Source organism: Gordonia alkanivorans (genome assembly GCF_004011905.1).
In the GTDB taxonomy this organism is placed as follows: domain Bacteria; phylum Actinomycetota; class Actinomycetes; order Mycobacteriales; family Mycobacteriaceae; genus Gordonia; species Gordonia alkanivorans.
Genome location: NZ_CP027114.1, coordinates 2,276,232 through 2,299,155 on the forward strand (window position 1 = coordinate 2,276,232; position 22,924 = coordinate 2,299,155).

The following is a 22,924-nucleotide window of genomic DNA, read 5'->3' on the forward strand; positions in this document are numbered from 1 at the left end:
AGGTCCGACGCCGTGAGCGACCGCATCCTCCGTATCGCGATAGCCGTCGTCCCCTTCGTCGGACTCGTCGGCACGGTCGTCATGACCGTGATCGATGCGCTGTCACCGGGAGGTGACCTCGGCCGGGATCTGCTCGAGAACTCGGTGCTGTGGATGATCGGTGTTCAGGGCTGGATGACCGGTTGTGGACACATGTTCTTCGGTGAGCCGATCGCGGACTCGATCGGCTGGCCGTCGAAGACGCCCTGGCAGTGGGAGGTCGGGCTCGCGAGTCTCGCGACCGGTGTCCTGGGTGTGATCGCGTCGGGGTTCGGCGACGAGTTCACCCTGGCCACGATCATCGCGTTCTCCGTGTTCTACCTGGGCGCCGCAGTCGGGCACGTGCGAGAGATGGTGACCAGGCGAAACTTCAAGCCGGGCAACGCCGGACCGATCTTCTTCTTCGACGTCCTGGTGCCGGTCTACCTGATCGTGTTGTACACCGTCGTCACCTAGCGCAGACTGGGTCGCGTGCAGGTGGACAAGCACGACGAACTCCCCGTCGACCCCGACGAACGTCCGCTGCACCTGCGCGTGCACGCCCTGGCGTGGGTGTTCGCGGGCGGACTGATCGGTACGGGCGTGCGGTACTGGGCGGAGGAGACGTTTCCCACCGTCGAGGGACACTGGCCGTGGGCGACCTTCGCGGTCAACATCATCGGTGCTTTCATTCTCGGTGCGCTGCTGGAACTGCTTGCCCGCCTCGGGCACGACGAGGGATGGCGACAGCGGGTGAGGCTCTTCGGTGGCACCGGCATCTGCGGGGCGCTGACGACCTACAGCACCTTCGCACTGGAGATCTCGGAACTGACCCGAGCCTCGGTGGTCGCAACGGCACTGGCGTACGCAGCGGTCAGCGTCGTCCTCGGCCTGCTGGCGGCAGCCGGTGGCATCACGCTCGCCTCGAAATCAGCGACCCGATGGGCACGACGTTGATCGCCCTGGCCGTCATGGTGGCGGGAGCGCTGGGCGCGGTGACGCGCTTCGTCGTCGACGGCGCCGTCAAGTGGAAGTGGCCGACCATCACCCCGTGGGGCACCTTCGTCATCAACGTGAGCGGCTCGGCGCTGCTCGGCGTACTCGCCGGACTCGTGCTCTTCCGCGGTGCACCACACGAGCTGCAGGCGATCATCGGGACCGGATTCTGCGGCGGCTACACGACTTTCAGCACCGCCAGCTTCGAGGTCGTCCGCCTGGCGGAGAACAAACAGCGACTGGTCGCCGGTGCGTACGCAGTCCTCACCCTGCTCGTGTCGGCGGCGGCGTGCGCAGGGGGTTTGGCTGTGGTCTGGGCGGTCTGAGGCGAGCCGTCTCTCGACAGCGAATCGTCCCCGCCACCTCGATGAGGTGGCGGGGACGAATGCTGTTGCGTCAGGCGCTCACTTGAGCTCGGCGCTGCTCTTGTTGAGCACGCGGCGGGCGATGATGAGGTTCTGGATCTGCTGGGTGCCCTCGAAGATGTCCAGGATCTTGGAGTCGCGCGCCCACTTCTCCACCAGAAGGCGCTCCGAGTAGCCGAGGGTGCCGGTCAGCTCGACCACCTTGTTGGTGATGTCGGTGACGGTGCGTCCGGCCTTGGCCTTCGACATCGACGCCTCGGTCGAGTTCGGCTGCTTGTTGTCGGCCATCCACGCGGCGCGCATGGTGTGCAGGTAGGCGGCCTCGAAATCGGCTTCCATGCGCAGGAACTCGGCGGCCGCGGCGTGCTGGTCGGCGGCCGGACGGTCGTAGTCGACCTCGACCCCGGCCTCGTCGAGGATACGGCGCAGCTCCTCGAGTGCCGCACGCGCGACACCGACGGCCATACCCGCGACGAGGGGGCGCGTGTTGTCGAAGGTCTGCATGACCCCGCCGAACCCCTTCTTGGTGTCGACCTCGGGGGAGCCGAGCAGGTTCTCCTTGGGGATGCGGCAGTTCTCGAAGCGGATGACCGCGGTGTCGGAGACGCGGATACCCAGCTTGTGTTCCAGGCGAACGACTTCCACGCCGGGGTGCTCACGCGGGACCACGAAGCTCTTGATGGCGGCACGGCCGAGGCTCTTGTCGACGGTCGCCCACACGACGATGTGGGTGGCACGCGAGCCGGCGGTCACGAAGATCTTCTCGCCGTTGATGACGTACTCGTCGCCGTCGAGCGTCGCGGTGGTGCTCACCGCGGCCGAGTCGGAGCCGAAGCTGGGTTCGGTGATGGCCATTGCGGCCCACACCTTGCCGAACTGCTCGAGCTGCTCGTCCGTGGCGACCGCGGCGATCGCCGAGTTGCCCAGGCCCTGATAGGGAATGGACAGCATGAGGCCCACGTCGCCCCACGAGGTCTCCATGACGTTCACGACGGACTGCATGTTGCCGCCGTTGACGACCTGGCCCTCGGCCTTGGGCTTGGCCTTCTTCTGCTGGCTGCGGCCGCCGTCGGCGCCCGCGCCGGCCTGCCCGGTCTCCGAGAGGCCGTCGTACAGGCTGGCCAGGGTGTCGAGCTCGACCGGGTAATCGTGTTCGCGCAGATCGTATTTGCGCGAAATGGGCCGGAAGATCTCCGCCGCCGCCTGATGTGCCTGATCGATGGTGACGTGCAGCTTCTTCGGGAGTTCGAGATTGATGCTCATGTCAGATTCCTTGGGTCACAAGCGGTCTAGAGGACGACGATGCCTTCGCCGATACCGGCGCCACGCAGGTCGCGGTACCAGCGCTCGACCGGGTGCTCCTTGGTGAAGCCGTGGCCGCCGAGGAGCTGGACGCCGTCGAGGCCGATCTGCAGCCCCTTGTCGATGGTGAGCTTGCGAGCGAGGGCCGCTTCGCGGGCGAAGCTCAGGCCCTGCTCGGCGCGGGCGGCGCCGCGCAGCGTGACCAGCCGGATCGAGTCGACCTCGGTGGCCATGTTCGCGACCATGAACGCCACCGCCTGGCGGTTGGAGATCGGCTCGCCGAACGCCTCGCGCTCGTTGACGTAGGGGATGACGTAGTCGAGAACGGCGCGCGCGGTACCGGCAGCGAGTGCCGACCAGCCCAGGCGCGACAGGCGTACGACGTCGCGGTATGCGGCGTGGGCGGCGTCGCCCTCGCCGGCGAGCAGCGCCGACTCCGGGACGGCGACATCCTGCAGGAGCAGGCGACCCATTCCGGCGGCGCGGACGCCCATGCCGGGATCGGCTTCGACGATGAGGCCCTTGGAGTCCGACTCGACGAGGAACAGGGCGGGCTTGCCGTCGAGCTGCGCGCCGACGACGAACAGCTCCGATGACCCGGCGGCGGGGACGAAGGACTTCACGCCGTTCAGGCGGTAGCCACTGGGAACGCGGGTTGCCTTGGTGCTCAACGCGAATGCGTCGAACAGCGGCTTCGGCTCGGCGATGACGACAGCCGACTGCGGCACGTTCTCGCCGGCGAAGTCGGGCAGGTAGGTGCGCTGCTGGGAGTCGGTGCCGAAGTTGGTGAGGGTGGTGGCGACGCCGCTCGGTGCGAGCAGCGGGAGAGCCAGACCCATGTCGCCGTAGGCCATCGCCTCGGCGACGAGTGCGTTGGTGACCACGCCGCGCTCGGTGGCCGCGCCGTCGAGATCCTCGGGCACGTTGATCATCGTGATGCCCAGCTCGGCCGAGCGCTTCACGATGTCCTCGGGCGCGGTGGCTGCGGCGTCGGCGTCGTACGCGGCGGGGCGCAGGATCTCGGTGGCGAAGTCCTTCACCGTCTCCGCGATCATCTGCTGCTCGTCGTCGGGCGTGAGGTTGAAGTAGTACTTGGGCGCGGTGGTCAGACGCTTGGCGTCACCCGAACCGCCCTGGACGGACTTGAACGCGCGGTTCGCCGCACCGAGGGTCTGGAACCCGGTCTTGGTGGCCTGGTAGGCCACGCGGTTGATGGGCTCGCGGATCTTGTATTTCTCGGCGAACTCCGAACCCGTCACCGTCGAGAGCACCCGCATCGCGGTGCCGATGAAGTTGCGGGGATGTGGGTTTCGGCCGACTGCGGAGGTCTCGCGCGGTTCGGTGTGAGTTGTCATGATCACCAGCCGTTTCTTCCAGTCGCCCCGGTCAGGGGCCTCTGCACAGGACTTTGCGGACCGATCTTACTCGGTAGTAAGTCCAGACCTTACTCCGTAGTAAGAAGTTTGTCACCTACTTCTCCGACACCGTCGTACGGCCTGCGCGCTAGGCTGGCCGGGTGACCGTGCAAGCCCGCTCCGACCTGCGCTTATCGTCGAGCGGCGCACTGGGCGCGGCGGTCGTCGGACTCGCCGGCGCCGCTGCTGTCGGAGCCGCCTGCGTGTTCACGCCTGCCGGGATCGCCGATGGTCCGGGAATTTGCCCGTTCGCGATGATGACGGGCCTGCCGTGCCCGGGGTGTGGACTCACCCGCAGCTGGGTGGCCTTCATGCACGGCGACGTCGGGGCGTCGTTCCGCTTCAACGTCTTCGGTCCGATCCTGCTCGTCCTGACGGTCGTCACCGTTGTCGTCGCGGTCGCAACCCTGGTGCGGCGGAGGAGGTCTCCGCTCGAGGGCTGGCGCGACGTAGTGCTGGGTCGTGCGGGCGCCGTCCTCCTGGGGACGTGGTTGACCTACGGACTGGTGCGCGTGGTCGACGCCGCGGCGGGGTGGGGGATCTTCCCGATCGTGGTGTGAAGAAGGCAGAGTGGACGTATGCAGATCACCCACTTCGGCCACTCCTGTCTGCTCGTCGAGATCGACGGGACCAAGGTGCTCTTCGATCCGGGCAACTTCTCGCACGGCTTCGAGGGCATCAACGGTCTCGACGCCATCCTCATCACCCACCAGCACCCCGACCATTGCGACGTCGCGAAGCTGCCCGACCTCGTCGCTGCCAACCCCGACGCCGTCCTCTACGCCGACCCGCAGACCACCGCGCAGCTCAACGGCGACAACGTGGCCGGCGCCTGGACCGCGGCGCGCGGTGGCCACCAGATCGAGATCGGTTCGCTCACCGCACGATTCACCGGCGGCCGGCACGCGGTCATCCACCCGGAGATCCCGGTCATCGACAACGTCGCCTACATCCTGGGCACCGCCGAGAAGCCGGGACAGTTCATGCATCCGGGCGACTCGTTTTACATCCCCTTCGAGCAGGTCGACGTCCTCGCGTTGCCGTCGGCCGCGCCGTGGATGAAGCTCAGCGAATCGGTCGACTACCTCCGCGCGATGGCGCCGCGGGTCGCCGTGCCGATCCACCAGGCGGTCTTGTCCGACGCCGGGTCCGCCGTCCACTATGCGCGGCTGGCCGACATGAAGGACGAGGCGACCGAGTTCAAGGTGCTCGACGAGGAAGCCGGTACCGAACTGTAGGTCGGCTCACCGGCCCTGCGTGGCTCGTCGCTTATCGCTCCTCGCACGTCAGGGAGCGGATGGGCTGAGCGCGGCGAGCACCTCGTCGTGGAGGAGTCCGTTGCTGGCGACGGCGCTGCCACCGGCGGGGCCGGGGGTCCCGTCGAGTGCGGTGAACTTGCCGCCTGCCTCGCGGACGAGGATGTCGAGGGGGGCGAGGTCCCAGAGGGAGACCTCGGGTTCGGCGGCGATGTCGACCGCGCCCTCGGCGACGAGGCAGTAGTTGAAGAAGTCGCCGTAGCCGCGAACGCGCCAGACCTGGTCGGTGAGGTCGACGAAGCGGTCGCGGATGCCGCGGTCGGCCCAGCCCGACAGGCTCGAGAAGGCCAGGCTCGACGAGGAGAGGTCGCCGACTCCGGACACCGAGAGTTCGCGGGCGTCCTCGCCGTCGAAGCAGGTGTGGGCGCCGAGCCCCGTGGCGGCCCACCAGCGCCGGTGCAGGGCTGGGGCGGACACCACGCCGACGGTGGGCACGCCGTCGACGAGCAGGGCGATCAGCGTGGCCCAGACCGGGACGCCGCGCACGAAGTTCTTGGTGCCGTCGATGGGGTCGATGACCCACTGACGGCCGGACAGGGTGGCGTCCCCGCCGAACTCCTCACCGAGAACCATGTCGGCGGGCCGGCGGGCGGCGAGCCGTTCGCGGATGAGTGTCTCGCAGGCGAGGTCGGCGTCGGAGACGGGCGTGAGGTCGGGCTTGTCGTCGACGCGGAGGTCGACCGCCCCGAACCGGTCCGTGGTCAGCGCGTCGGCGGAGTCGGCGAGCGACAGCGCGAGTTCGAGGTCGTCGTCGTAGCTCTGTGAGGTGCTGGGGTTTCTCGGACCGGAGTCGGCGGACATGCCCGGTAGGGTAGCCCTCATGCTGCTCACCGTGACGTTCACCCTGTTGCTGGCTGCACTGGTGGTGGTGCTGGTCCTGCAGTGGCAGCGGGGACGCAATCCGCGGGCCATGTCCGCAGGGAAGGCCTCGCAGTACGTGCAGGGCACGCTGACGATCGTCGGCGTCTCCGACAACCAGTCCGATCCGCAGAGCGCCGCCGACAAGAACGGGCAGCGTTTCCACACCATCACCGGAACCATCGTCGGACCCGAGACCAACCCGACCGAGGTGTACGGAACCCTCGTGCTCGGACCCGACGATCCGTGGCCGCAGGTGGGTGACGACCTGCCGGTGATCTACAAGCCGAACAAGGCGGTGACGTCCTGGCAGTTCGGCGTCCTGCCCGATCCGCAGCCGCCCGCGGGACCCGGCGGAATCTGAACCGCGGGACCCGGCGGCTTCTGAACTGCGGGGCCTGACGCTGCCTGACCCGGCCCGCGGCCGGTACTCTGGATGATTGTGCATCCCGACGTGACCGCAGACCTCGAATCCCTCGACGCCACCCTGACCACCGTGGAAAAGGTGCTCGACCTCGAGGAGCTCCGCCGTCGCATCGACGAGCTGGAGATGCAGGCCTCGGATCCGGACCTGTGGAACGACCAGGACCACGCGCAGAAGGTCACCAGCGAGCTGTCGCACGCACAGTCCGAACTACGCAAGGTCTCCGAGCTTCGCCAGCGCCTCGACGATCTGCCCGTGCACTACGAGCTCGCCGAGTCCGAGGAGGGTGAGGACAGGGCCGCGGCCCTGGCCGACGCAGACCAGGAGCGGGCCGGCCTGCGCGCCGACATCGAGGCCATGGAGGTCAAGACGATGCTCGCGGGTGAGTACGACTCCCGCGAGGCCGTGGTCAACATCCGTTCCGGCGCCGGTGGCGTCGACGCCGCCGACTGGGCGCAGATGCTGATGCGCATGTACATCCGCTGGGCCGAACAGAAGGGCTACGGCGTCGAGGTCTACGACACCTCTTATGCCGAAGAAGCCGGACTCAAATCCGCCACCTTCGCCGTGAAGGCGCCCTACATGTACGGCACCCTGTCCGTGGAGCAGGGCACCCACCGCCTCGTACGGATCAGCCCCTTCGACAACCAGAGTCGCCGTCAGACCTCGTTCGCCGAGGTCGAGGTGCTGCCGGTGGTCGAGACCACCGACCACATCGACGTCGACGAGAACGACATCAAGGTCGACGTCTACCGCTCATCGGGCCCCGGTGGTCAGTCGGTCAACACCACCGACTCCGCGGTGCGCCTGACGCACATCCCGACCGGCATCGTCGTGACCTGTCAGAACGAGAAGAGTCAGCTGCAGAACAAGGCGTCGGCGATGCGCGTGCTGCAGGCCAAGCTCCTCGAGCGCAAGCGTCAGGAGGAGCGCGCCGAACTCGACGCCCTCAAGGGCGACGGCGGCTCGAGCTGGGGTAACCAGATGCGTTCCTACGTGCTGCACCCGTACCAGATGGTCAAGGACCTGCGAACCGGCGTGGAGGACAACAACCCGACCGCGGTCCTCGACGGCGAGCTGGACAAGTTCATCGAGGCCGGTATCCGCTGGCGTATGGCGTCCGCCGAGGCGTGATCGTGCAGCCCGGACTCGAGCTGCTGGCCGCTGCGCCGTCCCCGACCGAACTCCTCATCGGTCGGGTTTATGTCTGGCTGGCCACCAGCGGCCTCGAGATCGTCATCTGGATTCTCGGGGCCGTGCTGCTGGCCCGCGTCATCCGATGGTTTGCCGGCAAATATGCCGCTCGGGTGGAGACGAGGTTCTCCACCAGCGACCTGATCGTGCAGACCGAGGACGCCAAACACCGACGGGCGCTGGTCGACGTGGTGGCGTGGACGCTGATCGTGGGCATCGCCATCGTCGTCGTCATCCATATCCTGGGAGTGTTCGGGATCCCGCTCAGCGGCCTCACCGGCCCGACCGCGGTCATCGGCGCGGCCCTCGGTTTCGGCGCGCAGCGCATCGTGCAGGACATCCTGGCCGGCTTCTTCGTCGTCGCCGAGAAGCAATACGGTTACGGCGACGTCGTGAACCTGACGGTGACCGGCAACGCCCCGGCCGAGGGAACCGTCGAGGACGTGACCTTGCGGGTGACCAAGCTTCGCACCACCGAGGGTGAGGTCATCACCGTCCCCAACGGCCAGATCATCAAGGCCACCAACCTGTCGAAGGACTGGGCGCGCGCCGTCGTCGACGTGCCGGTGCCGTCCGAGGCCGACATCGGGCTCGTCAACGACACCCTCGACCGGGTCGGGCACCAGTTCTACGAGCTGCCGCGCTGGCACGACATACTGCTCGACGCGCCGTCGTCGCTGGGCGTGATCAACCTCGAACTCGACTCCATCACCGTGCGCATGGTGACGCGGACCCTACCGGGCAAGCAGTTCGAGGTGGGCCGTGCGCTGCGTGTTCACATCATCCGGGCCCTCGCCCGCGAGGGGATCATGGTGCCTGCCGGGCGTGAGGTCCAGGCCGCGGGCGGACCGCCGGCGACCCTGGCCGATCAGACCGGTCGCGACCGGGACGAGGACGAGTGATGGCCGGGTCCCAGGAGAATCAGTCCGACCAGTCGGGGTCGGGTGGCCAGGACGACGGTCGTCGTCGGCGCAGCTTTCGATGGGATCAGCACATCGGACGGACGTCGATCCGCATCAGCACCGCGATCCTCCTCGTGGTTTTCATCCTCTGTTGTGTCCTCTACGGCTACACCTCGCAGCGCTACGGCATCGTCTCGCCGGAACCGCCGCGGCCCGCGCCGAGGACATCGCAGGTCGTCGAGGAGCCCACCTACGAGGAGCCGTTGCCGTCGACGACCTACGAGGAGTCCACCTCGAAGACGCCGTCGGGGTCGACGACCGGTGAGCCGGGGGTCGAGGGCGGGACCGACGCGCCGCTGCCGCCGGGGGAGACCCGGTCCCCGTCACAGCAGTCCGCCCCGCGCAACACCATCCCCGGTCTGCCGGGCGTCGAGATCCCGAATTTCGGCGCCCCGACGCCGACCACTCCGGTTCCGACACGCTGACGCCCACGCAACCGCAGGTCAGTGCCTTCTTCGACGCAGTGCGTCGCGCCTGAACGGACTCTCAGGCGTCGTCGTTACACTGGCTCATCGTGATCAAGCTGGAGAACGTCACGATGCAGTACAAGGCATCCTCTCGGCCGGCTCTGAAGGATTTGAGCTTCGAGGTCGACAAAGGGGAGTTCGCGTTCCTGATCGGTCCGTCCGGCTCGGGCAAGTCGACGTTCTTCCGGCTGCTGCTCAAGGAGGACCGGCCCACGAGCGGCGACGTGTACCTCGGTGAGTTCCACGTCAACAAGATGCCGGCCCGTTCGGTACCGAAGCTACGACAGTCCATCGGCTGTGTCTTCCAGGACTTCCGGCTGCTCCAGAAGAAGACGGTCGCCGAGAACGTCGCCTTCGCGCTCGAGGTGATCGGCCGGCCGAAGTCGACGATCCAGCGCGTCGTGCCCGAGGTGCTCGAGTACGTCGGTCTCGAGGGCAAGCACGACCGCATGCCCAACGAGCTGTCCGGTGGCGAGATGCAGCGCGTGGCCATCGCCCGCGCGATCGTCAACCGCCCGCTCGTGTTGCTGGCCGACGAGCCGACCGGAAACCTCGATCCCGAGACCAGCGAGGAGATCGTCGACGTCCTCGACCGCGTCAACCGTCGGGGCACCACGGTGGTCATGGCCACCCACGACCGGCACATCGTCGACGCGATGCGCCGCCGCGTCCTCGAATTCGACAACGGGCAGCTCGTGCGCAACGACCCGCAGGGTGTGTACGGAATCGGCTGACGGCTCAGCCAACTTCCGACACACAACAACGACCCCCAAGGACGTCTGAGCAAGCATGCGAGCGAATTTCATCATCAGCGAGGTTCTCAACGGACTGCGCCGCAACGCGACCATGACCATCGCGATGATCATCACCACGGCGATCACGCTGGGAATGTTCGGCGGCGGTCTGTTGGTGATCCAGATGGCCGACAAGAGCCAGAAGATCTTCCTCGACCGGGTCGAGATGGAGTTCTACCTCAATCCCGAAGTCACCGAGCGCGATCCGCAGTGCGAAGCCGATCCGTGTGCTCAGCTGCGACGGGGACTCGAGAACGAACCGGGCGTCACCTCGGTGACGTACCTCGACAAGGACGAGGCCTACAAGCGCGCGAAGGAGATCTTCGCGAACAACCCCGACCTCGCCGAGAACATCGTCGAGGGCACGCTTCCGGCGTCGCTGCGGGTGCGGGTCTCCGATCCCGCCCAGTTCGATGCGGTGCTCACCGAGTACGCGGGCCGAAAAGACCTGGGCGTGGACGCATTCAAGGACGACCGCAAACTGGTGCAACGCATCTTCAGTGTGCTCGACGGGGTGCGCAACGCGACGTTCGCGATCGCCTCGGTGCTCGCGGTCGCGGCGATCCTGTTGATCATCAACACCGTCCAGATCGCGGCGTTCACCAGACGCACCGAGGTGTCGATCATGCGCCTGGTGGGCGCGACGCGGTGGTACACGCAGTTGCCGTTCCTGTTGGAGGCGGTGGTGTCCGCCCTTGCGGGTGCGTTGCTGGCAATCGGTGGACTGCTGCTGGCGAAGAAGTTCTTCTTCGACACCGCGCTGAAGGAGCTCTACGGCGTCAGCTTCTTCGCCCGCATCGAGCTCACGGACGTCTTGTTCGTGGCGCCGTGGTTGATTCTCGGCGGAATCGTGTTGGCGGGCGCAACGGCTTATGTCACCCTTCGTGTGTACGTCCGGGAATGAGCGGACCCGCCGCCGGCGTTCCACACAAGCTTGACTACGGTCTATTCGACCCTGCCAACCGTCGATCCACGAGGAGGTGAGTGCTCGATGCCCAGGGAAAAGGGACGCAACGTGATTGCGTCGAACCGCAAGGCGCGGCACAACTACACCATCCTCGACGTCTACGAGGCCGGCATCGTCCTCGTCGGAACCGAGGTGAAGAGCCTGCGCGCCGGTAAGGCGTCACTCGTGGATGCGTTCGCCACGATCGACGACGGCGAGGTCTGGCTGCACGCCCTGCACATCGCCGAGTACGGCCAGGGCTCGTGGACCAACCACTCGGTTCGACGCAAGCGGAAGCTGCTGATGCATCGGCGCGAGATAGACAACCTGATCGGCAAGATCCGCGACGGCAACCTCACGCTCGTGCCGCTGTCGATGTACTTCAGCGATGGACGCGTGAAGGTCGAGCTGGCGCTGGCCCGCGGTAAGCAGGCCCACGACAAGCGTCACGACATCGCCAAGCGGACCGCGCAGCGTGAGGTTGAGCGTGAGGTCGGCCGGCGCGTGAAGGGAATGGGTTGACCGACCGGGCCGTGACGGCTCAGGCGGCCTTGTACAGGCGGGTGCCCTCGGTGGGTTCGGGCGCCACCGTATGTCCTTTCCGCCGGTAGGTACGCTCGTACCGCTCGACCTGCGCGCGGTAAAGGGGAGGCGTCATCGGGTCCGTGTACACCCGGACGTCGCCACCTCGTTGACTCTCGGCGGCCTGCGCCAGCTGGAGACGAAACGCTGCGACCGCGAGTACGAACAGTACGACCATCGCAGTCCCGGACGGCCACGCGGAACCGCCGAACTGGCCGGCGAGAGTCAAGAGAAACACCCCCATGCTGACGAACCCGAGCAGCAGGATCAGGTAGCCGATGAACCCGTGGGACTTCGGCTGGGTAGTGGTGCGCATTCATCCTCCTCGAAACGATCGATACATCCTATGTAGCGCTACGCTCACTGTAGCGCTACACGATGTGTAGCACCTGAGTGCTCCGTGCTATTCCTGATGCATCGATTACGGCGACGAAGGGTGTCTGCAGGTGCCTGCTGACAGCGGCTCGAAGATCATCACGGCTGCGCTGGAACTGCTGCGCGCGAAAGGTCCGGCCGGTGTGACGATCGAGGCGGTCGCGGCACATTCCGGCGTCGCGCGCACGACCATCTACCGGCGGTATCGGAACCGGGACGAGATGTTGACCGCGGCGCTCGTCGCCGTGGGGACGCCGCCGGCCATCGACGAGGAGCTGTCGGGGGAGCACCGGCTCCGCTGGGTGGTCCGGCAAGCGGCATCGATGGTGTCGGACGGTATCGGGTTCGGTGGGATGGCGGCGCTGCTCACCGACGCCGACCCCGCGTTCACCGAGATCTTCCGCACGGCGCTGGCGAAGCACCGAGCTGATCTCGCGGCCGTCGTCGACGACGGCAAGCGTCGTGGCCTCGTCGGACCGACTGTGGACCCCGACACCCTGATCGACGGCATCGTCGGGACGCTTGTGGCGGAGAAGGCGAGGTCAGGGCGTGTCAGTGACGACTGGGAGGACCGCGTCGTCGAGATGTACGCCCCCATCGTACTCGTGCGGTCGAAACGGGAATGAAGTCCGCTGTCCGACTTGTTAGACTTAAGTGCTCGCCGACTTCGGTCGGTGGGTACCTCCTCGGGGCTGATCGGTTTCGACTACGTGCGTCGAGGTAGGGGAAGCGTGTCGGTGCAGGCTGGAGACCACCGTATAAGCGTCGCAGCAACCAATTAAGCGCCGATTCCAATCAGCGCGACTACGCCCTCGCTGCCTAAGTAGCGACGGCTAGTCTGTCGGCCCGGATTGTGCTCCCGAATCCGGATGCCGGCATCATCTCAGGGGGCTCACCGTCCTCGCCGGTCGCGGGCGAGGTCGGAAAATCAAACAGCGACTGGGATCGTCATCTCGGCTTGTTCGCGTGACCGAGAGATCCAAGTAGAGACATAGCGGACTGCACACGGAGAAGCCCTACCAACACGACGGAGGACCCGGGTTCAATTCCCGGCAGCTCCACGGCAGAGCGCCCCACCTGTTCGCAGGTGGGGCGCTTTGCGTTGGGGCCCGATCGGTCAGCTGGGCTGGGATTGCTGCCCGGCCGACGGCTGCGGGCTTGGCGTCTGGCCGCCCGGTGCATCTGTCGAAGCGCCACCCGGTTGCTGACCGCGCGGTCCCTGGAAGTCCGGACGTCCTTGGCCATTCGGGCCGGGCATTCCGTTCCCGTCGGGTCCGCCGCGGAAGCGCGGGGGCGGGCCGCCGTGACCGTCCATGCGGTGCCAGTCGCCGCCGTGGCGCGAGACCCCGACGGGGTGGTGGTCCGAGGTCGTGTCGCCGGTGATGTATCCGGCGCCGAAGCCGAGTGCGCCGGCGATGATCGCCACACCCAGACCGCCGGCGACGAGGATCGGTGTCTTCGACTTGGCCGCGGTGATCATCGGGGAATCAGCGGTTGCGGGGGCTGCCGGAGTAGATGGGGCAGGGGGCGCCTCGGACATCCGCTCGGTCGGCTGGTCGTCGGCGGGCGTGACCGGGGTCGTCGCCGCGTCTTCATGGGCATCGGGAGCGCGACCCGGTTCGGGCGCCTCGGGCGTCGGGTTGTTCGGCATTGTGTTCATGGCTCTCTCCTTCAAGGAAAAACCGGGTTCTTCCCGGGAAGTGAACGCCATGATGCGCACGCTGTCTGGAGCGACGCTGTTGCTTACCTGTACATCTGCTGGGAACGGTCCTCAGGCCGCGGCCGCGTCGGCCAGGGCGTTCTCGCGGTGACGACGGCGCTTGCTGATGACGCCGTGGGTCGGGCTGAACAGGAAGACGACCAGGAACAGGATCCCCTGCACCAGAACGACCATCCCGCCGGGCGAGGTGTCCTGGTAGTAGGACACGTACAGGCCGATCACACCGCACAGAGCCGAGGTGGTCGGCGCGATGACGAGCATCCGGGTGAAGCGGTTGGTGAGCAACTGCGCGGTGGCGCCGGGGATGATCAGCATCGCCACGACGAGCACGATGCCGACGACCTGCAGCGCGGTCACGGCCGTGAGAGCCAGCAGGGCGAGAAGTGCCGCGCCCAACAGCCTCGGGCTGAGGCCGATCGCGAAGGCATGTGTCGGGTCGAACGCGTAAAGGGTGAAGTCGCGACGCTTGAGCAGCAGGATCACCGCGACAATGGCACCGAGGATGGCGATCTGGATCAGGTCGGACGTCGAGACGCCGAGCAGGTTGCCGAAAATGATGTGGTTCAGGTCTGTCTGGCTCGGCGTCACCGAGATCAGAACCAGGCCAAGTGCGAACAGCGTCGTGAAGACGATGCCGATCGCGGCGTCCTCCTTCACCCGGCCGCCGTCGCGGACCGCGCCGATCATCGCCACCGAGAGGAACCCGAAGACGACCGCCCCGATGGCGAAGGGGATTCCGACGATGTAGGCGAGCACGACACCCGGCAGCACCGCGTGCGAGACGGCGTCACCCATGAGTGACCAGCCGATGAGCACCAGCCAGCACGACAACAGCGCGCACACCACCGATGCGATCAACGTGGCCCACAGCGCCCGGGTCATGAAGGCGTAGGCGAAGGGGTCGAGGAGGTGGTCGACGATGCTCATGACGCCTCCTCCTGGCGGTCGCCGGGAGTTTGTACGGTCCGGTCCAGCGGGTCGAGTCCGAAGGCCCGCACCAGATTGTCGGTGGTGATGACCTCGGCCGGCTCACCCTGCGCGACGACCCGGCGCATCAGCAGGATCCCATCGTCGGCGAGCGTCGGCAGGACCTGGAGGTCGTGGGTGGAGACCAAGATCGTCACGCCGGAATCGGCGAGTTCGCGGAGCAACGCGGTGATGGTGGCCTCGGTACGTTTGTCGACGCCGGCGAACGGCTCGTCGAGCAACAGGATCGAGGCCTCCTGCGCGATGCCGCGGGCCACGAAGGCGCGCTTGCGCTGGCCGCCGGAGAGCTGACCGATCTGACGGTCGGCGTAGTCGGTGAGTTCGACGCGCGCGAGTGCTTTGTCGACGGCGTCGTGGTCGGCGCGCTTGGGTCGGCGGGTGAAGCCGAGATGGCCGTAGCGACCGGTCATCACGACGTCGCGCACCGACAGCGGGAACGACCAGTCGATGACCTCGGACTGCGGAACGTATCCGACGAGGCCGGACTTACGGGCAGCTGTCGGGTTCTTGCCGGCGAGCGTGACCGAGCCGGTGGTCGGGGTGACCGCTCCGACGATGGTCTTGAACAGCGTCGACTTTCCCGATCCGTTCATGCCGACGAGCGCGCAGACGCGGCCGGTCGGAACGCGTACGGAGGCGTGATCGAGTGCGAGGATTCGGCCGTAGCGCACGGTGACGTCGTCGACCTCGATGGCGTGCGAGGTGATCATCGGTTGTCTCCCGTCAGTCCCGACACGATGGTCCGGGCGTCGTGGCGGATCAGATCGAGGTAGGTGGGCACCGGGCCGTCGGCCTCGGAGAGCGAGTCGACGTACAGGGTGCCGCCGAAGCGGGCGTCGGTGGCCCCGACCACCTGCTGCATCGCGGCGTCGGACACGGTCGATTCGCAGAACACCGCAGGCACCCGGTTCGTGCGGACGAAGTCGATGGTCGCGGCGACCTGCTGCGGTGTGGCCTGCTGCTCGGCGTTGACCGGCCAGATGTAGCGCTCGGTGAGTCCGGCGTCGCGTGCGAGATAGGAGAAGGCGCCCTCGCAGGTGACCAGTGCGCGTTCGTTGGGCGGCAGGCGGTCCAACGCCGCGACCAGGTCGGTCTGCACCTGCTGCAGTTGCCGTTTGTACGCCGCGCCGTTGGCCGCGAAGATCTCCGCGCCCTCCGGGTCGAGGTCGGTGAACGCGTCGACCAGGTTGTCGACGTAGATGCCGACATTCACCGGACTCATCCACGCATGCGGATTCGGTTTGCCCGCATAGGCATCCGAGGCGATGTCGATCGGATCGATGCCCTCGCTGGCCACGACGTGCTTGACGTCGAGTCCGTCGACGAACTGCCCGAACCAGGCCTCGAGGTTGAGTCCGTTGTCGACGACGAGTGAGGCCGTCGCGGTGCGTCGTACATCGCCTGGAGTGGGCTCGTAGCCATGGATCTCCGCGCCGGGTTTGGTGATCGACTCGACGCGGAGGCGGTCACCCGCGACATTCGAGGCGATGTCCGCGAGCACGGTGAAGGTCGTCAGCACAACCTTCTCGTCGGGGAGTCGGCTGGACAGGGTGCAGCCCGAGACGACCGTGCACAGGGCGACGATCAGCGCCCCGACGGACAGTGGTCGACGAGCGCGCACCTTGGGCATGCCGACACTATAGTTTCGGGCTTCCGAACTTTCCAGCCGAGGGTGGCCGAAAGTCTGCGAGAAGGCACTGTCCCCGCGACCACGGGTGCTACCCGGCCGGCGGAATAGTCTTGGCGCTCAGGCGATCCGGACCCCGCGTGCCAGTTTCCCCGCGGGGACTCGTAGTCGTCGTGCGGCCACCCAGAATCCGATGCCTCCGAGGGCCAGGTAGAACGCGAGTCCGAAGTACCACGAGTCACCGATTTTCGACGTCTCGTGTGCCTCCTCGCGGGCGCTGTAATCGGTCGGGTCAACAGGTGGGTAGGTGTACGTCGTGTCCGCGCAATACATCGGGCCGATGTAGGGGCCCGCGCGCACCGCGGAGAAGACCTGTGAGAGCTCCGCCGCGAGACTGGACTGTGCCTCCCGATCGAGAGGGTCGCGCTGAGGGGCGGCGGCATCGGCGACGTTGAAGAACGGGTTGGGTGCCAACAGCCACCAGATGTGTTCGTGATGGTGGAACTCGCGGTCCTCGCGGACCTCACGACACGTCGACGTCGGGGGCTGCGGAGGGTTGTCGACGAACGTCGTGTTCGGCCGGATGACCGTATGCGTCTGTGTCGTTGCCGGGAAAAGCAGACCGAAGACGATGGGTAGACCCAGGATGAGGAACAGCACGCTCGCCTGGGTGAGGACCGCCGACCCTGCGGGCCGCGTCGTCATCGCGGAGAAACCGAGTCCGATGCCCGCATAGCAGGCGAAGAGGACGATCAGCACCGTCACGCCCGCGAGACCGTGTGCGACTCCATTGGGCGACTCGACGATGCCCCAGATGACATACGGGGCCGCGACTCCCACGAAAGCCAGGCTCGCCAGCCAGCTTCCGATCAATTTCCCCAGTGCCAGCTGCGAATTCGTGATGGACGTGGCTTGGACGACGGCCAGCGTGGCGTCCTTGCGATCGCCGTTGATCGTCGTCGCGGCCAACGTCGGAGCGACGATGATGCCGAGAAACAGCAGAAACCCGACGAGGATCTCGTACAGAGCCGATGACCACCCCCGGTACGTGCCGCCGAATGCGACCACCGACAAGTACAGGGATCCCAGCACGACCAGGGATACCACCGCGAATGCGGTCGCGAGAATGGCCTTCCACCGGGTCGTGCGCAGGCGTTGGCGTAGTTCGAGTTCGACGATGACCCAGACCATCCGCCACCAGGTGGTGAATGCGGTCGTGCGGGTCTCGGGTCGAGTCGGCTGTTCGAGAAGGGGGGTCGTCATCGGCGCTCCGGGTCCAGGGCCAGATAGGCATCTTCGATACCGCTCGAGGTGGGTGCGAACTCCGCGACCGCGGCCCCGGAGCGGATCAACTCGCGCAGATATCCCGCGGCCGCGGGCTCGTCATCGAAATGCCGTTGCTCGGCGTCGGACATCGACTGGCCGGCGAGCCTGATGCGCCACACGTGGCCCGCGGCCGGTGGCGGTCGGTGAGTACGTCCGCCGGTCATGAGGACCACGTCGTCGACCATCTCGTCGAGTTCGGAAAGGATGTGGGACGACACCAGAACCGCACACCCGTCATCGGCGAGTCGGCGGAGTTGGCTGCGTAGGTCCATCCGCGACCGCGGGTCCATGCCGGAGGCCGGTTCATCGAGGAGGAGGAATTGCGGGCTGTGGACCAGTGCCCGGGCAAAGCCGAGTCGCTGCTTCTGGCCTCGGGACAACTCGTGCGCCGGCCGGGCGGCGAACTCGCTCAGGTGGACCAGTTCGAGCAGTTCGTCGGCCCGCTGACGTGCCGAAGCCGTGCGCAAGCCGTACAGCCGGCCGAAAGTCGTCAGGATCTCGTGTGCGGTGAGGCTCTCCCACGTGCCGAAGACATCGGGCATCCAGCCGATGAGTCGCCGGGTGTCCTCGGGCGACGCCGGAGACCCGTCGATGACGATGGTGCCGTCGTCCGGTGCGAGGAGTCCGGCCAGGAGCAGGAGCAGCGTGGTCTTCCCGGCCCCGTTGGGGCCGACCAGGCCGCAGATCCGACCGGGGCGGAGTTCCAGGCCTGCGTCGGCGACAGCGAGGTGCCGGCCGAAGGTGCGTGAGAGCCCGGTCGCGACCAATGACATCCCCCGACCATAGTCGAGTCAGATGACCCCGCCCTCACGCAATTCGGTCAGGTCGGCTGACGACAACCCCAGCATCTCGCCGTAGACGGCCTCGTTGTCGCAACCGGGCGTCGGTGGGCCGGCATTTCGGATGCCGCCGGGCGTATCGCTGAACTGCGGGACGACGCCGGGGCCGAGGACGGTGCGCTGCGCACCCTCGTCATAGTGCTCGGCGATCATGCCGCGCGCCCGCAGGTGCGGGTCGGCGACCACCTCGGCGACCGTGTTGACCGGTCCGACAACGACTCCCGCGGCGCTCAGGACCTCGGTGAGTTTCTCGGCGGAGTACTGCTCCGACCATTCGCCGATCATCACATCGAGTTCGTCCTGGTTGCGACCGCGGGCGGTGTGGTCGGCGAACCGCTCTTCGGTGGCGAGTTCGGGCCGGCCCATCGCCTGGCAGAGCCGGGCGAACACCGAGTCCTGGTTGGCCGCGATGATGACGTGCGTGCCGTCGCTGGTGGGGTAGAGGTTCGACGGCGCAATGCCTTCGAGTCGCGTACCCGACGGTCCGCGCACCACGCCGCCCGCGTCGTAATCGGCGATCGCCGATTCCTGTACGGCGACACAGGATTCGATGAGTGAGGTGTCGACGACCTGGCCCTTGCCGGTCACCGTCCGGCGATACAGGGCTGCCAGTGCGCCCTGCGCAGCGAACATGCCGGCGAGGGTGTCGCCGATCGAAAGTGCCAGTCGCGGAGGCAATTGCCCGGGGTAGCCGTTGAGATACCGTAGGCCGCTTGCCGCTTCGGCGACGGATGCATAACCGGCGCGCGTCGCATCCGGACCCGTCTGGCCGTAACCGGACACCCGCACGATGACGAGGCCGGGGTTGCGCTCCGACAGCACGTCCGGGCCGATGCCGAGACGTTCGAGCGTGCCGGGGCGGAAGTTCTCGACGACGACGTCGGCGCGATCGGCGAGCTGGAGGAAGATCTCTCGCCCGCGGTCGGAGCGCAGGTCGAGGGTGATCGCTTTCTTGTTGCGGGCGTGGACCGTCCAGTAGAAGCGGTGGCCGTCGACCTCGGCCTGACCCCAGGTGCGGATCGGATCGGGTTTGCCCGGCGGCTCGATCTTGATGATGTCGGCGCCCATGTCGCCGAGGAGTCGGGCGGCGTGCGGGCCCGCGATCAGGGTGCCCAGCTCGAGCACGGTGACGCCCTCGAGCGGTCCTGCCGGGACTTGTTCTCGTTTCGGCGCGGCAGCGGTGTCGTCGGTCATGGGTAGACAGTGTGGCCGGTCACAGGGGCAACGCCAAGACGAAGGGTCGACTCACAGTTGGAACGAAATGATTCTCGCGTTCCATTGTCGCGGATCTCCCGCTATGGTGTGTGTCGTCGAACACATACTGGGGAGGCTTTGAATGGTGGATCACGCATCGGGGACCGGGCTCCTGCCCGACATCCGTCTTGCCGACATGGCGGCGGGCGTCGCGTCGCTACGCAAGGACATCGGGACCGTTCTGCGTGTGCTGCCGGAGATGCTGCCCAAGCCGCCGACGACCAAGATGTCGATCGGAAAGCGCTTCCAGCAGTCCGTCGACAAGTACCCCGATCGCGACTTCCTGCGCTTCGAGGGCTCGTCGATCACCTACCGCGAGGCCAACGCCCGGGCCAACCGTCTCGCCGACTTCCTGACGCGCGAGGGTGTCGGCAAGGGCGATGTGGTGGCGGTGCTGTCGAAGAACCACCCCGACGTCGTGATCGCCATGCTCGGCATCGTCAAAATCGGCGCGATCTGCGGCATGATCAACTTCCACCAGCGCGGCGCGGTGCTCGAGCACAGCCTGGGGCTCCTCGACGCCAAGGTCGTTCTGTATCAGGAGGATCTGGTCGAGGCCCTGGATTCGGTGCCGCAGAGTGCGCGTCCGGCAAAGGAATTCACCTTCGAGAAGCTGCCGTCGCTGGTCGCGCCGTGCTCGCCGGTCAATCCGAAGGCCACCGAATCCGTCGAGGTCGGCTCGACGGCGATCCTGATCTTCACCTCCGGCACCACCGGATACCCCAAGGCCAGCAAGCTGAGTCACTACCGCTGGTTGGTCGCCATGAACGGCATCGGCGGCCTCGGGATCCGCCTGCGCAGCGACGACGTGATGTACACGGCGCTGCCCTTCTACCACAACAACGCGCTCACGATCTCGCTGTCGTCGGTGCTCAACTCCGGGGCCTGCCTCGCGATCGGCAAACAGTTCTCGGCGTCACGCTTCTTCGACGAGCTCATCGAGAACGACGCCACCGCGTTCAGCTACATCGGCGAGCTGTGCCGGTATCTCCTTGGCCAGCCGCCGAAGCCGACCGACCGCGCGCACCGCGTCCGGCTGGCCGTCGGCAACGGCTTGCGCCCCGACATCTGGGACGACTTCACCGGACGGTTCGGCATCGACCGCATCGTCGAGTTGTATGCGGCCAGCGAGGCGAACATCGGTTTCGTCAACGTCTTCGGGCTGTCGAAGACCGCGGGCTTCTCACCGTTGCCGTACATCGTCGTCGAGTACGACGAGGAGACCGGCGAACCGTTGCGCGGACCCGACGGCCGGGTGAAGAAGGTCGGCAAGGGCGGCACGGGACTGCTTCTCGCGCAGATCAACTCGCGCGTCCCCTTCGACGGTTACACCGATCCGAAGGCCACCGAGAAGAAGATCGTCCGCGACGCCCGCAAGAAGGGCGACCAGTGGTTCAACAGCGGCGACGTCGTCCGCGATCAGGGCTTCCACCACATCGGCTTCGTCGACCGCATCGGTGACACCTTCCGCTGGAAGGGCGAGAACGTCGCCACCACCGAGGTCGAGGCCGTCGTCGACGCACACGACTCCGTCGAGGAGGCCGTCGTCTTCGGTGTTCCGGTGCCCGGCGTCGACGGCAAGGCCGGCATGGCGGCGGTGAGCCTCCACGATGGTCAGGAGTTCGACGCCGCGGGCTTCGCCGCACACGTCCGGAAGGGGCTGCCGAGTTACGCGGTGCCGCTGTTCGTGCGGATCGTCGACCAGCTCGAGCACACGTCGACCTTCAAGAACATGCGCACCGAACTTCGCAAGCAGGCCTACTCCGAGACCGGTGACGACCCGATGTACGTGCTCTCCGGCGACACCTACGTCGAGTTCTACCCGGAGTTCGTCGAGGAACTGTCCGGAGCTCGGCGACAGGAGTGAACGGGGACCGACGTGGGGGCGGTGTCAGCCGTCCACCACGTCGTAGACCGCCTCGGCCGGCGCGGCCAGGAGCCGATCCGCCATCTCCTGCTTGAGGTAGGTCAGGCGCGCCTCCTCCTCGGCGGTGCGCTCTGCCTGCCGGGCCAGCGCGATGAACTCATCGGTCACGAACCCCTCGCGGATCTCCAGCCGGACCTTCCGGTCGCCACAGGACAGTTCGAAGACGTAGCGCTCGAGCGTCGCGCCGCGGTCGTTGCGCTCCAGTGCGGAGTCGACGGTGAAACGGTTCTCGGTCACCGCGCGGGTGACCATCTCGAAGGTGTCCCGTACACCGGGCCCGGTATGTGCCGTGGCCACGACGATGTCACGGCGCTCGACCGAGCCGGGTTCACCGAGTCGTGGCAGAGCTCGCTCGAGGACCTTGAACGCGTGCGCGACGCCGCCCGGGAAGCCGGGACCGTGGTATCGGGTCACGTCGTCGATGGTGAAGGAGATCTGGGTGCCCTGATCGATGACGGTGATCGCGCTCATGCGATGGACTCCTTCGTGGTGCGGGCCGCCGGGGACCGGAGACTTCAGCCTGTGAAGTCTACTTACGGTGCACAACGGCCAGGCGCTCGCCGACGAACTCGAGTGCGCTGCGCTGCCAGAGGCCGATGTGATCGAGCATCGCGTGGCCGCCGTCGGGAACATTGACGAACTCGGCGTCGACGCCCTGCGCGGACAACTCGTCGATGCCCTTCCGGGTGCGCTTGGCGAAGGTGCGTTCGTCGGCGTCGCCGTGGACGGCCACCACGCGGGCACCGGGCTGGATGTGTCGCCAGTCGGCGTGCTGCCACCAGGGGGCAAGGGCGAGAACGCCGATGACCCGGCGGTCGGCGGCCAGCTGCGCGGCGACCCGGCCGCCCATCGAGTGGCCGATCGCCACGACCGGTACGCCGGGGTGGCGTCGGCACATCTCGTCGAGGGTGGCGCGGGACGGGAGCATCGGGCTGCTCTCGTCGCCGTTCCAGCCGTAGACGCGGTACCGCACCTGGTGCACACGCACCGTCCGTCGGTAGCGGAACCGCAGCGACCATGTGAACGGGTACATGCGCAACGCCGACCCCTGCCACGGACTGAACGGCTTGCGACTGTCGTCGGTGCCGCCGGGCAGCACCAGGACGAGAAGGCCGGCCGGGTCACGCCGGGTCGAGAACAGGCCGGGGGAGAGCAGTCGCAGTGGACCGGGATTCAACATGGTCTGGCAGGCCTCCAACGGCACGTCGACGATCGTTTCACCCTAGCGAT

General features: G+C 67.0%; 27 protein-coding genes and 1 other RNA gene. 15 read left to right on the forward strand and 13 right to left on the reverse strand.

Features of this window, described 5'->3' with window-relative positions:
- Positions 1–12: 12 nt before the first annotated feature.
- Genes C5O27_RS10120 through C5O27_RS10130 form a run of 3 tightly spaced genes read left to right on the forward strand, consistent with a single transcriptional unit; the run spans position 13 to position 1,340 of the window.
- Positions 13–495, forward strand: coding sequence for a DUF6790 family protein (locus tag C5O27_RS10120; protein ID WP_006865485.1), 483 nt, complete (start codon positions 13–15; stop codon positions 493–495).
- A 15-nt stretch (positions 496–510) separates the two neighbouring features.
- On the forward strand, positions 511–975 hold the full coding sequence (gene crcB, locus C5O27_RS10125) for a fluoride efflux transporter CrcB (protein WP_127962626.1): 465 nt from the start codon (positions 511–513) through the stop codon (positions 973–975).
- Positions 960–1,340, forward strand: a complete 381-nt coding sequence (locus C5O27_RS10130) for a fluoride efflux transporter FluC (protein WP_127962627.1) — start codon at positions 960–962, stop codon at positions 1,338–1,340. Before crcB ends, C5O27_RS10130 begins: the two co-directional genes overlap by 16 nt.
- A gap of 78 nt (positions 1,341–1,418) precedes the next feature.
- On the opposite strand, the gene C5O27_RS10135 is transcribed toward C5O27_RS10130, so the two are convergent.
- Both C5O27_RS10135 and C5O27_RS10140 read right to left on the reverse strand, forming a co-directional pair.
- A complete protein-coding gene (locus tag C5O27_RS10135) occupies positions 1,419–2,642 on the reverse strand; it encodes an acyl-CoA dehydrogenase family protein (RefSeq protein WP_127962628.1) in 1,224 nt (407 codons plus the stop codon).
- 26 nt (positions 2,643–2,668) lie between these two features.
- Positions 2,669–4,036 (reverse strand): acyl-CoA dehydrogenase family protein, encoded by a 1,368-nt coding sequence (locus C5O27_RS10140; protein WP_127962629.1) that lies wholly within the window; start codon positions 4,034–4,036, stop codon positions 2,669–2,671.
- Between the two features lie 161 nt (positions 4,037–4,197).
- Here C5O27_RS10140 and C5O27_RS10145 point away from each other — a divergent pair, with 161 nt between their 5' ends.
- Together C5O27_RS10145 and C5O27_RS10150 are read left to right on the forward strand one after the other, a co-directional pair.
- Positions 4,198–4,656, forward strand: a complete 459-nt coding sequence (locus tag C5O27_RS10145; protein ID WP_006357504.1) for a DUF2752 domain-containing protein — start codon at positions 4,198–4,200, stop codon at positions 4,654–4,656.
- An 18-nt stretch (positions 4,657–4,674) separates the two neighbouring features.
- Positions 4,675–5,334 (forward strand): MBL fold metallo-hydrolase, encoded by a 660-nt coding sequence (locus tag C5O27_RS10150; RefSeq protein WP_006357505.1) that lies wholly within the window; start codon positions 4,675–4,677, stop codon positions 5,332–5,334.
- Between the two features lie 48 nt (positions 5,335–5,382).
- On the opposite strand, the gene hisN is transcribed toward C5O27_RS10150, so the two are convergent.
- Positions 5,383–6,213, reverse strand: coding sequence for a histidinol-phosphatase (gene hisN, locus C5O27_RS10155; protein WP_127962630.1), 831 nt, complete (start codon positions 6,211–6,213; stop codon positions 5,383–5,385).
- Between the two features lie 19 nt (positions 6,214–6,232).
- On the opposite strand from hisN, the gene C5O27_RS10160 reads away from it, so the two are divergent.
- From C5O27_RS10160 to smpB, 7 genes are all read left to right on the forward strand, one after another.
- Positions 6,233–6,634, forward strand: coding sequence for a hypothetical protein (locus C5O27_RS10160; protein ID WP_006357507.1), 402 nt, complete (start codon positions 6,233–6,235; stop codon positions 6,632–6,634).
- A 78-nt stretch (positions 6,635–6,712) separates the two neighbouring features.
- Positions 6,713–7,828, forward strand: a complete 1,116-nt coding sequence (prfB, locus tag C5O27_RS10165; RefSeq protein WP_040003986.1) for a peptide chain release factor 2 — start codon at positions 6,713–6,715, stop codon at positions 7,826–7,828.
- Positions 7,825–8,790 carry a mechanosensitive ion channel family protein gene (locus C5O27_RS10170; protein WP_006357509.1) on the forward strand — a complete coding sequence of 322 codons (966 nt, stop codon included), beginning with the start codon at positions 7,825–7,827 and terminating at the stop codon, positions 8,788–8,790. Before prfB ends, C5O27_RS10170 begins: the two co-directional genes overlap by 4 nt.
- Positions 8,790–9,275 (forward strand): Rv3103c transmembrane domain-containing protein, encoded by a 486-nt coding sequence (locus tag C5O27_RS10175; protein WP_006357510.1) that lies wholly within the window; start codon positions 8,790–8,792, stop codon positions 9,273–9,275. The genes C5O27_RS10170 and C5O27_RS10175 overlap by 1 nt, the downstream gene beginning before the upstream one ends.
- Positions 9,276–9,364: 89 nt before the next feature.
- Complete coding sequence (gene ftsE / locus C5O27_RS10180; protein ID WP_006357511.1) at positions 9,365–10,051, forward strand: cell division ATP-binding protein FtsE; 687 nt, start codon at positions 9,365–9,367, stop codon at positions 10,049–10,051.
- A gap of 55 nt (positions 10,052–10,106) precedes the next feature.
- A complete protein-coding gene (ftsX, locus tag C5O27_RS10185) occupies positions 10,107–11,015 on the forward strand; it encodes a permease-like cell division protein FtsX (protein WP_127962631.1) in 909 nt (302 codons plus the stop codon).
- A gap of 87 nt (positions 11,016–11,102) precedes the next feature.
- Positions 11,103–11,579, forward strand: a complete 477-nt coding sequence (gene smpB, locus C5O27_RS10190) for an SsrA-binding protein SmpB (protein WP_075863866.1) — start codon at positions 11,103–11,105, stop codon at positions 11,577–11,579.
- Between the two features lie 19 nt (positions 11,580–11,598).
- Here smpB and C5O27_RS10195 read toward each other — a convergent pair whose 3' ends face one another.
- Complete coding sequence (locus tag C5O27_RS10195; RefSeq protein ID WP_127962632.1) at positions 11,599–11,955, reverse strand: hypothetical protein; 357 nt, start codon at positions 11,953–11,955, stop codon at positions 11,599–11,601.
- A gap of 130 nt (positions 11,956–12,085) precedes the next feature.
- Here C5O27_RS10195 and C5O27_RS10200 point away from each other — a divergent pair, with 130 nt between their 5' ends.
- Positions 12,086–12,640 (forward strand): TetR/AcrR family transcriptional regulator, encoded by a 555-nt coding sequence (locus tag C5O27_RS10200; protein ID WP_075863864.1) that lies wholly within the window; start codon positions 12,086–12,088, stop codon positions 12,638–12,640.
- Between the two features lie 62 nt (positions 12,641–12,702).
- Positions 12,703–13,078: a transfer-messenger RNA gene (gene ssrA, locus C5O27_RS10205) on the forward strand.
- Between the two features lie 53 nt (positions 13,079–13,131).
- Here the strand turns inward: ssrA and C5O27_RS22730 are convergent.
- The 7 genes from C5O27_RS22730 to C5O27_RS10240 all read right to left on the reverse strand — a co-directional run bounded on the left by C5O27_RS22730 (position 13,132) and on the right by C5O27_RS10240 (position 19,707).
- Complete coding sequence (locus tag C5O27_RS22730; RefSeq protein WP_164905312.1) at positions 13,132–13,674, reverse strand: hypothetical protein; 543 nt, start codon at positions 13,672–13,674, stop codon at positions 13,132–13,134.
- Positions 13,675–13,785: 111 nt separating this feature from the next.
- Entirely contained in the window at positions 13,786–14,661 is an 876-nt protein-coding gene (locus tag C5O27_RS10215; RefSeq protein ID WP_075863861.1) for a metal ABC transporter permease, read from the reverse strand.
- Entirely contained in the window at positions 14,658–15,431 is a 774-nt protein-coding gene (locus C5O27_RS10220) for a metal ABC transporter ATP-binding protein (protein WP_127962634.1), read from the reverse strand. The genes C5O27_RS10215 and C5O27_RS10220 overlap by 4 nt, the downstream gene beginning before the upstream one ends.
- Positions 15,428–16,351 carry a metal ABC transporter substrate-binding protein gene (locus tag C5O27_RS10225; protein ID WP_127962635.1) on the reverse strand — a complete coding sequence of 308 codons (924 nt, stop codon included), beginning with the start codon at positions 16,349–16,351 and terminating at the stop codon, positions 15,428–15,430. Before C5O27_RS10225 ends, C5O27_RS10220 begins: the two co-directional genes overlap by 4 nt.
- 117 nt (positions 16,352–16,468) lie before the next feature.
- A complete protein-coding gene (locus tag C5O27_RS10230) occupies positions 16,469–17,611 on the reverse strand; it encodes an ABC transporter permease (RefSeq protein ID WP_127962636.1) in 1,143 nt (380 codons plus the stop codon).
- A complete protein-coding gene (locus C5O27_RS10235) occupies positions 17,608–18,447 on the reverse strand; it encodes an ABC transporter ATP-binding protein (RefSeq protein WP_006360818.1) in 840 nt (279 codons plus the stop codon). The genes C5O27_RS10230 and C5O27_RS10235 overlap by 4 nt, the downstream gene beginning before the upstream one ends.
- Before the next feature lie 18 nt (positions 18,448–18,465).
- Positions 18,466–19,707, reverse strand: a complete 1,242-nt coding sequence (locus C5O27_RS10240) for a CaiB/BaiF CoA transferase family protein (RefSeq protein ID WP_127962637.1) — start codon at positions 19,705–19,707, stop codon at positions 18,466–18,468.
- Between the two features lie 142 nt (positions 19,708–19,849).
- Here C5O27_RS10240 and C5O27_RS10245 point away from each other — a divergent pair, with 142 nt between their 5' ends.
- Positions 19,850–21,634: a long-chain-acyl-CoA synthetase gene (locus tag C5O27_RS10245; RefSeq protein WP_127962638.1), complete on the forward strand. Its 1,785-nt coding sequence runs from the start codon at positions 19,850–19,852 to the stop codon at positions 21,632–21,634.
- A 24-nt stretch (positions 21,635–21,658) separates the two neighbouring features.
- Here C5O27_RS10245 and C5O27_RS10250 read toward each other — a convergent pair whose 3' ends face one another.
- Both C5O27_RS10250 and C5O27_RS10255 read right to left on the reverse strand, forming a co-directional pair.
- Positions 21,659–22,165, reverse strand: coding sequence for a hypothetical protein (locus tag C5O27_RS10250; protein WP_127962639.1), 507 nt, complete (start codon positions 22,163–22,165; stop codon positions 21,659–21,661).
- Between the two features lie 58 nt (positions 22,166–22,223).
- Complete coding sequence (locus tag C5O27_RS10255; protein ID WP_127962640.1) at positions 22,224–22,874, reverse strand: alpha/beta fold hydrolase; 651 nt, start codon at positions 22,872–22,874, stop codon at positions 22,224–22,226.
- Between the last annotated feature and the right edge of the window lie 50 nt (positions 22,875–22,924).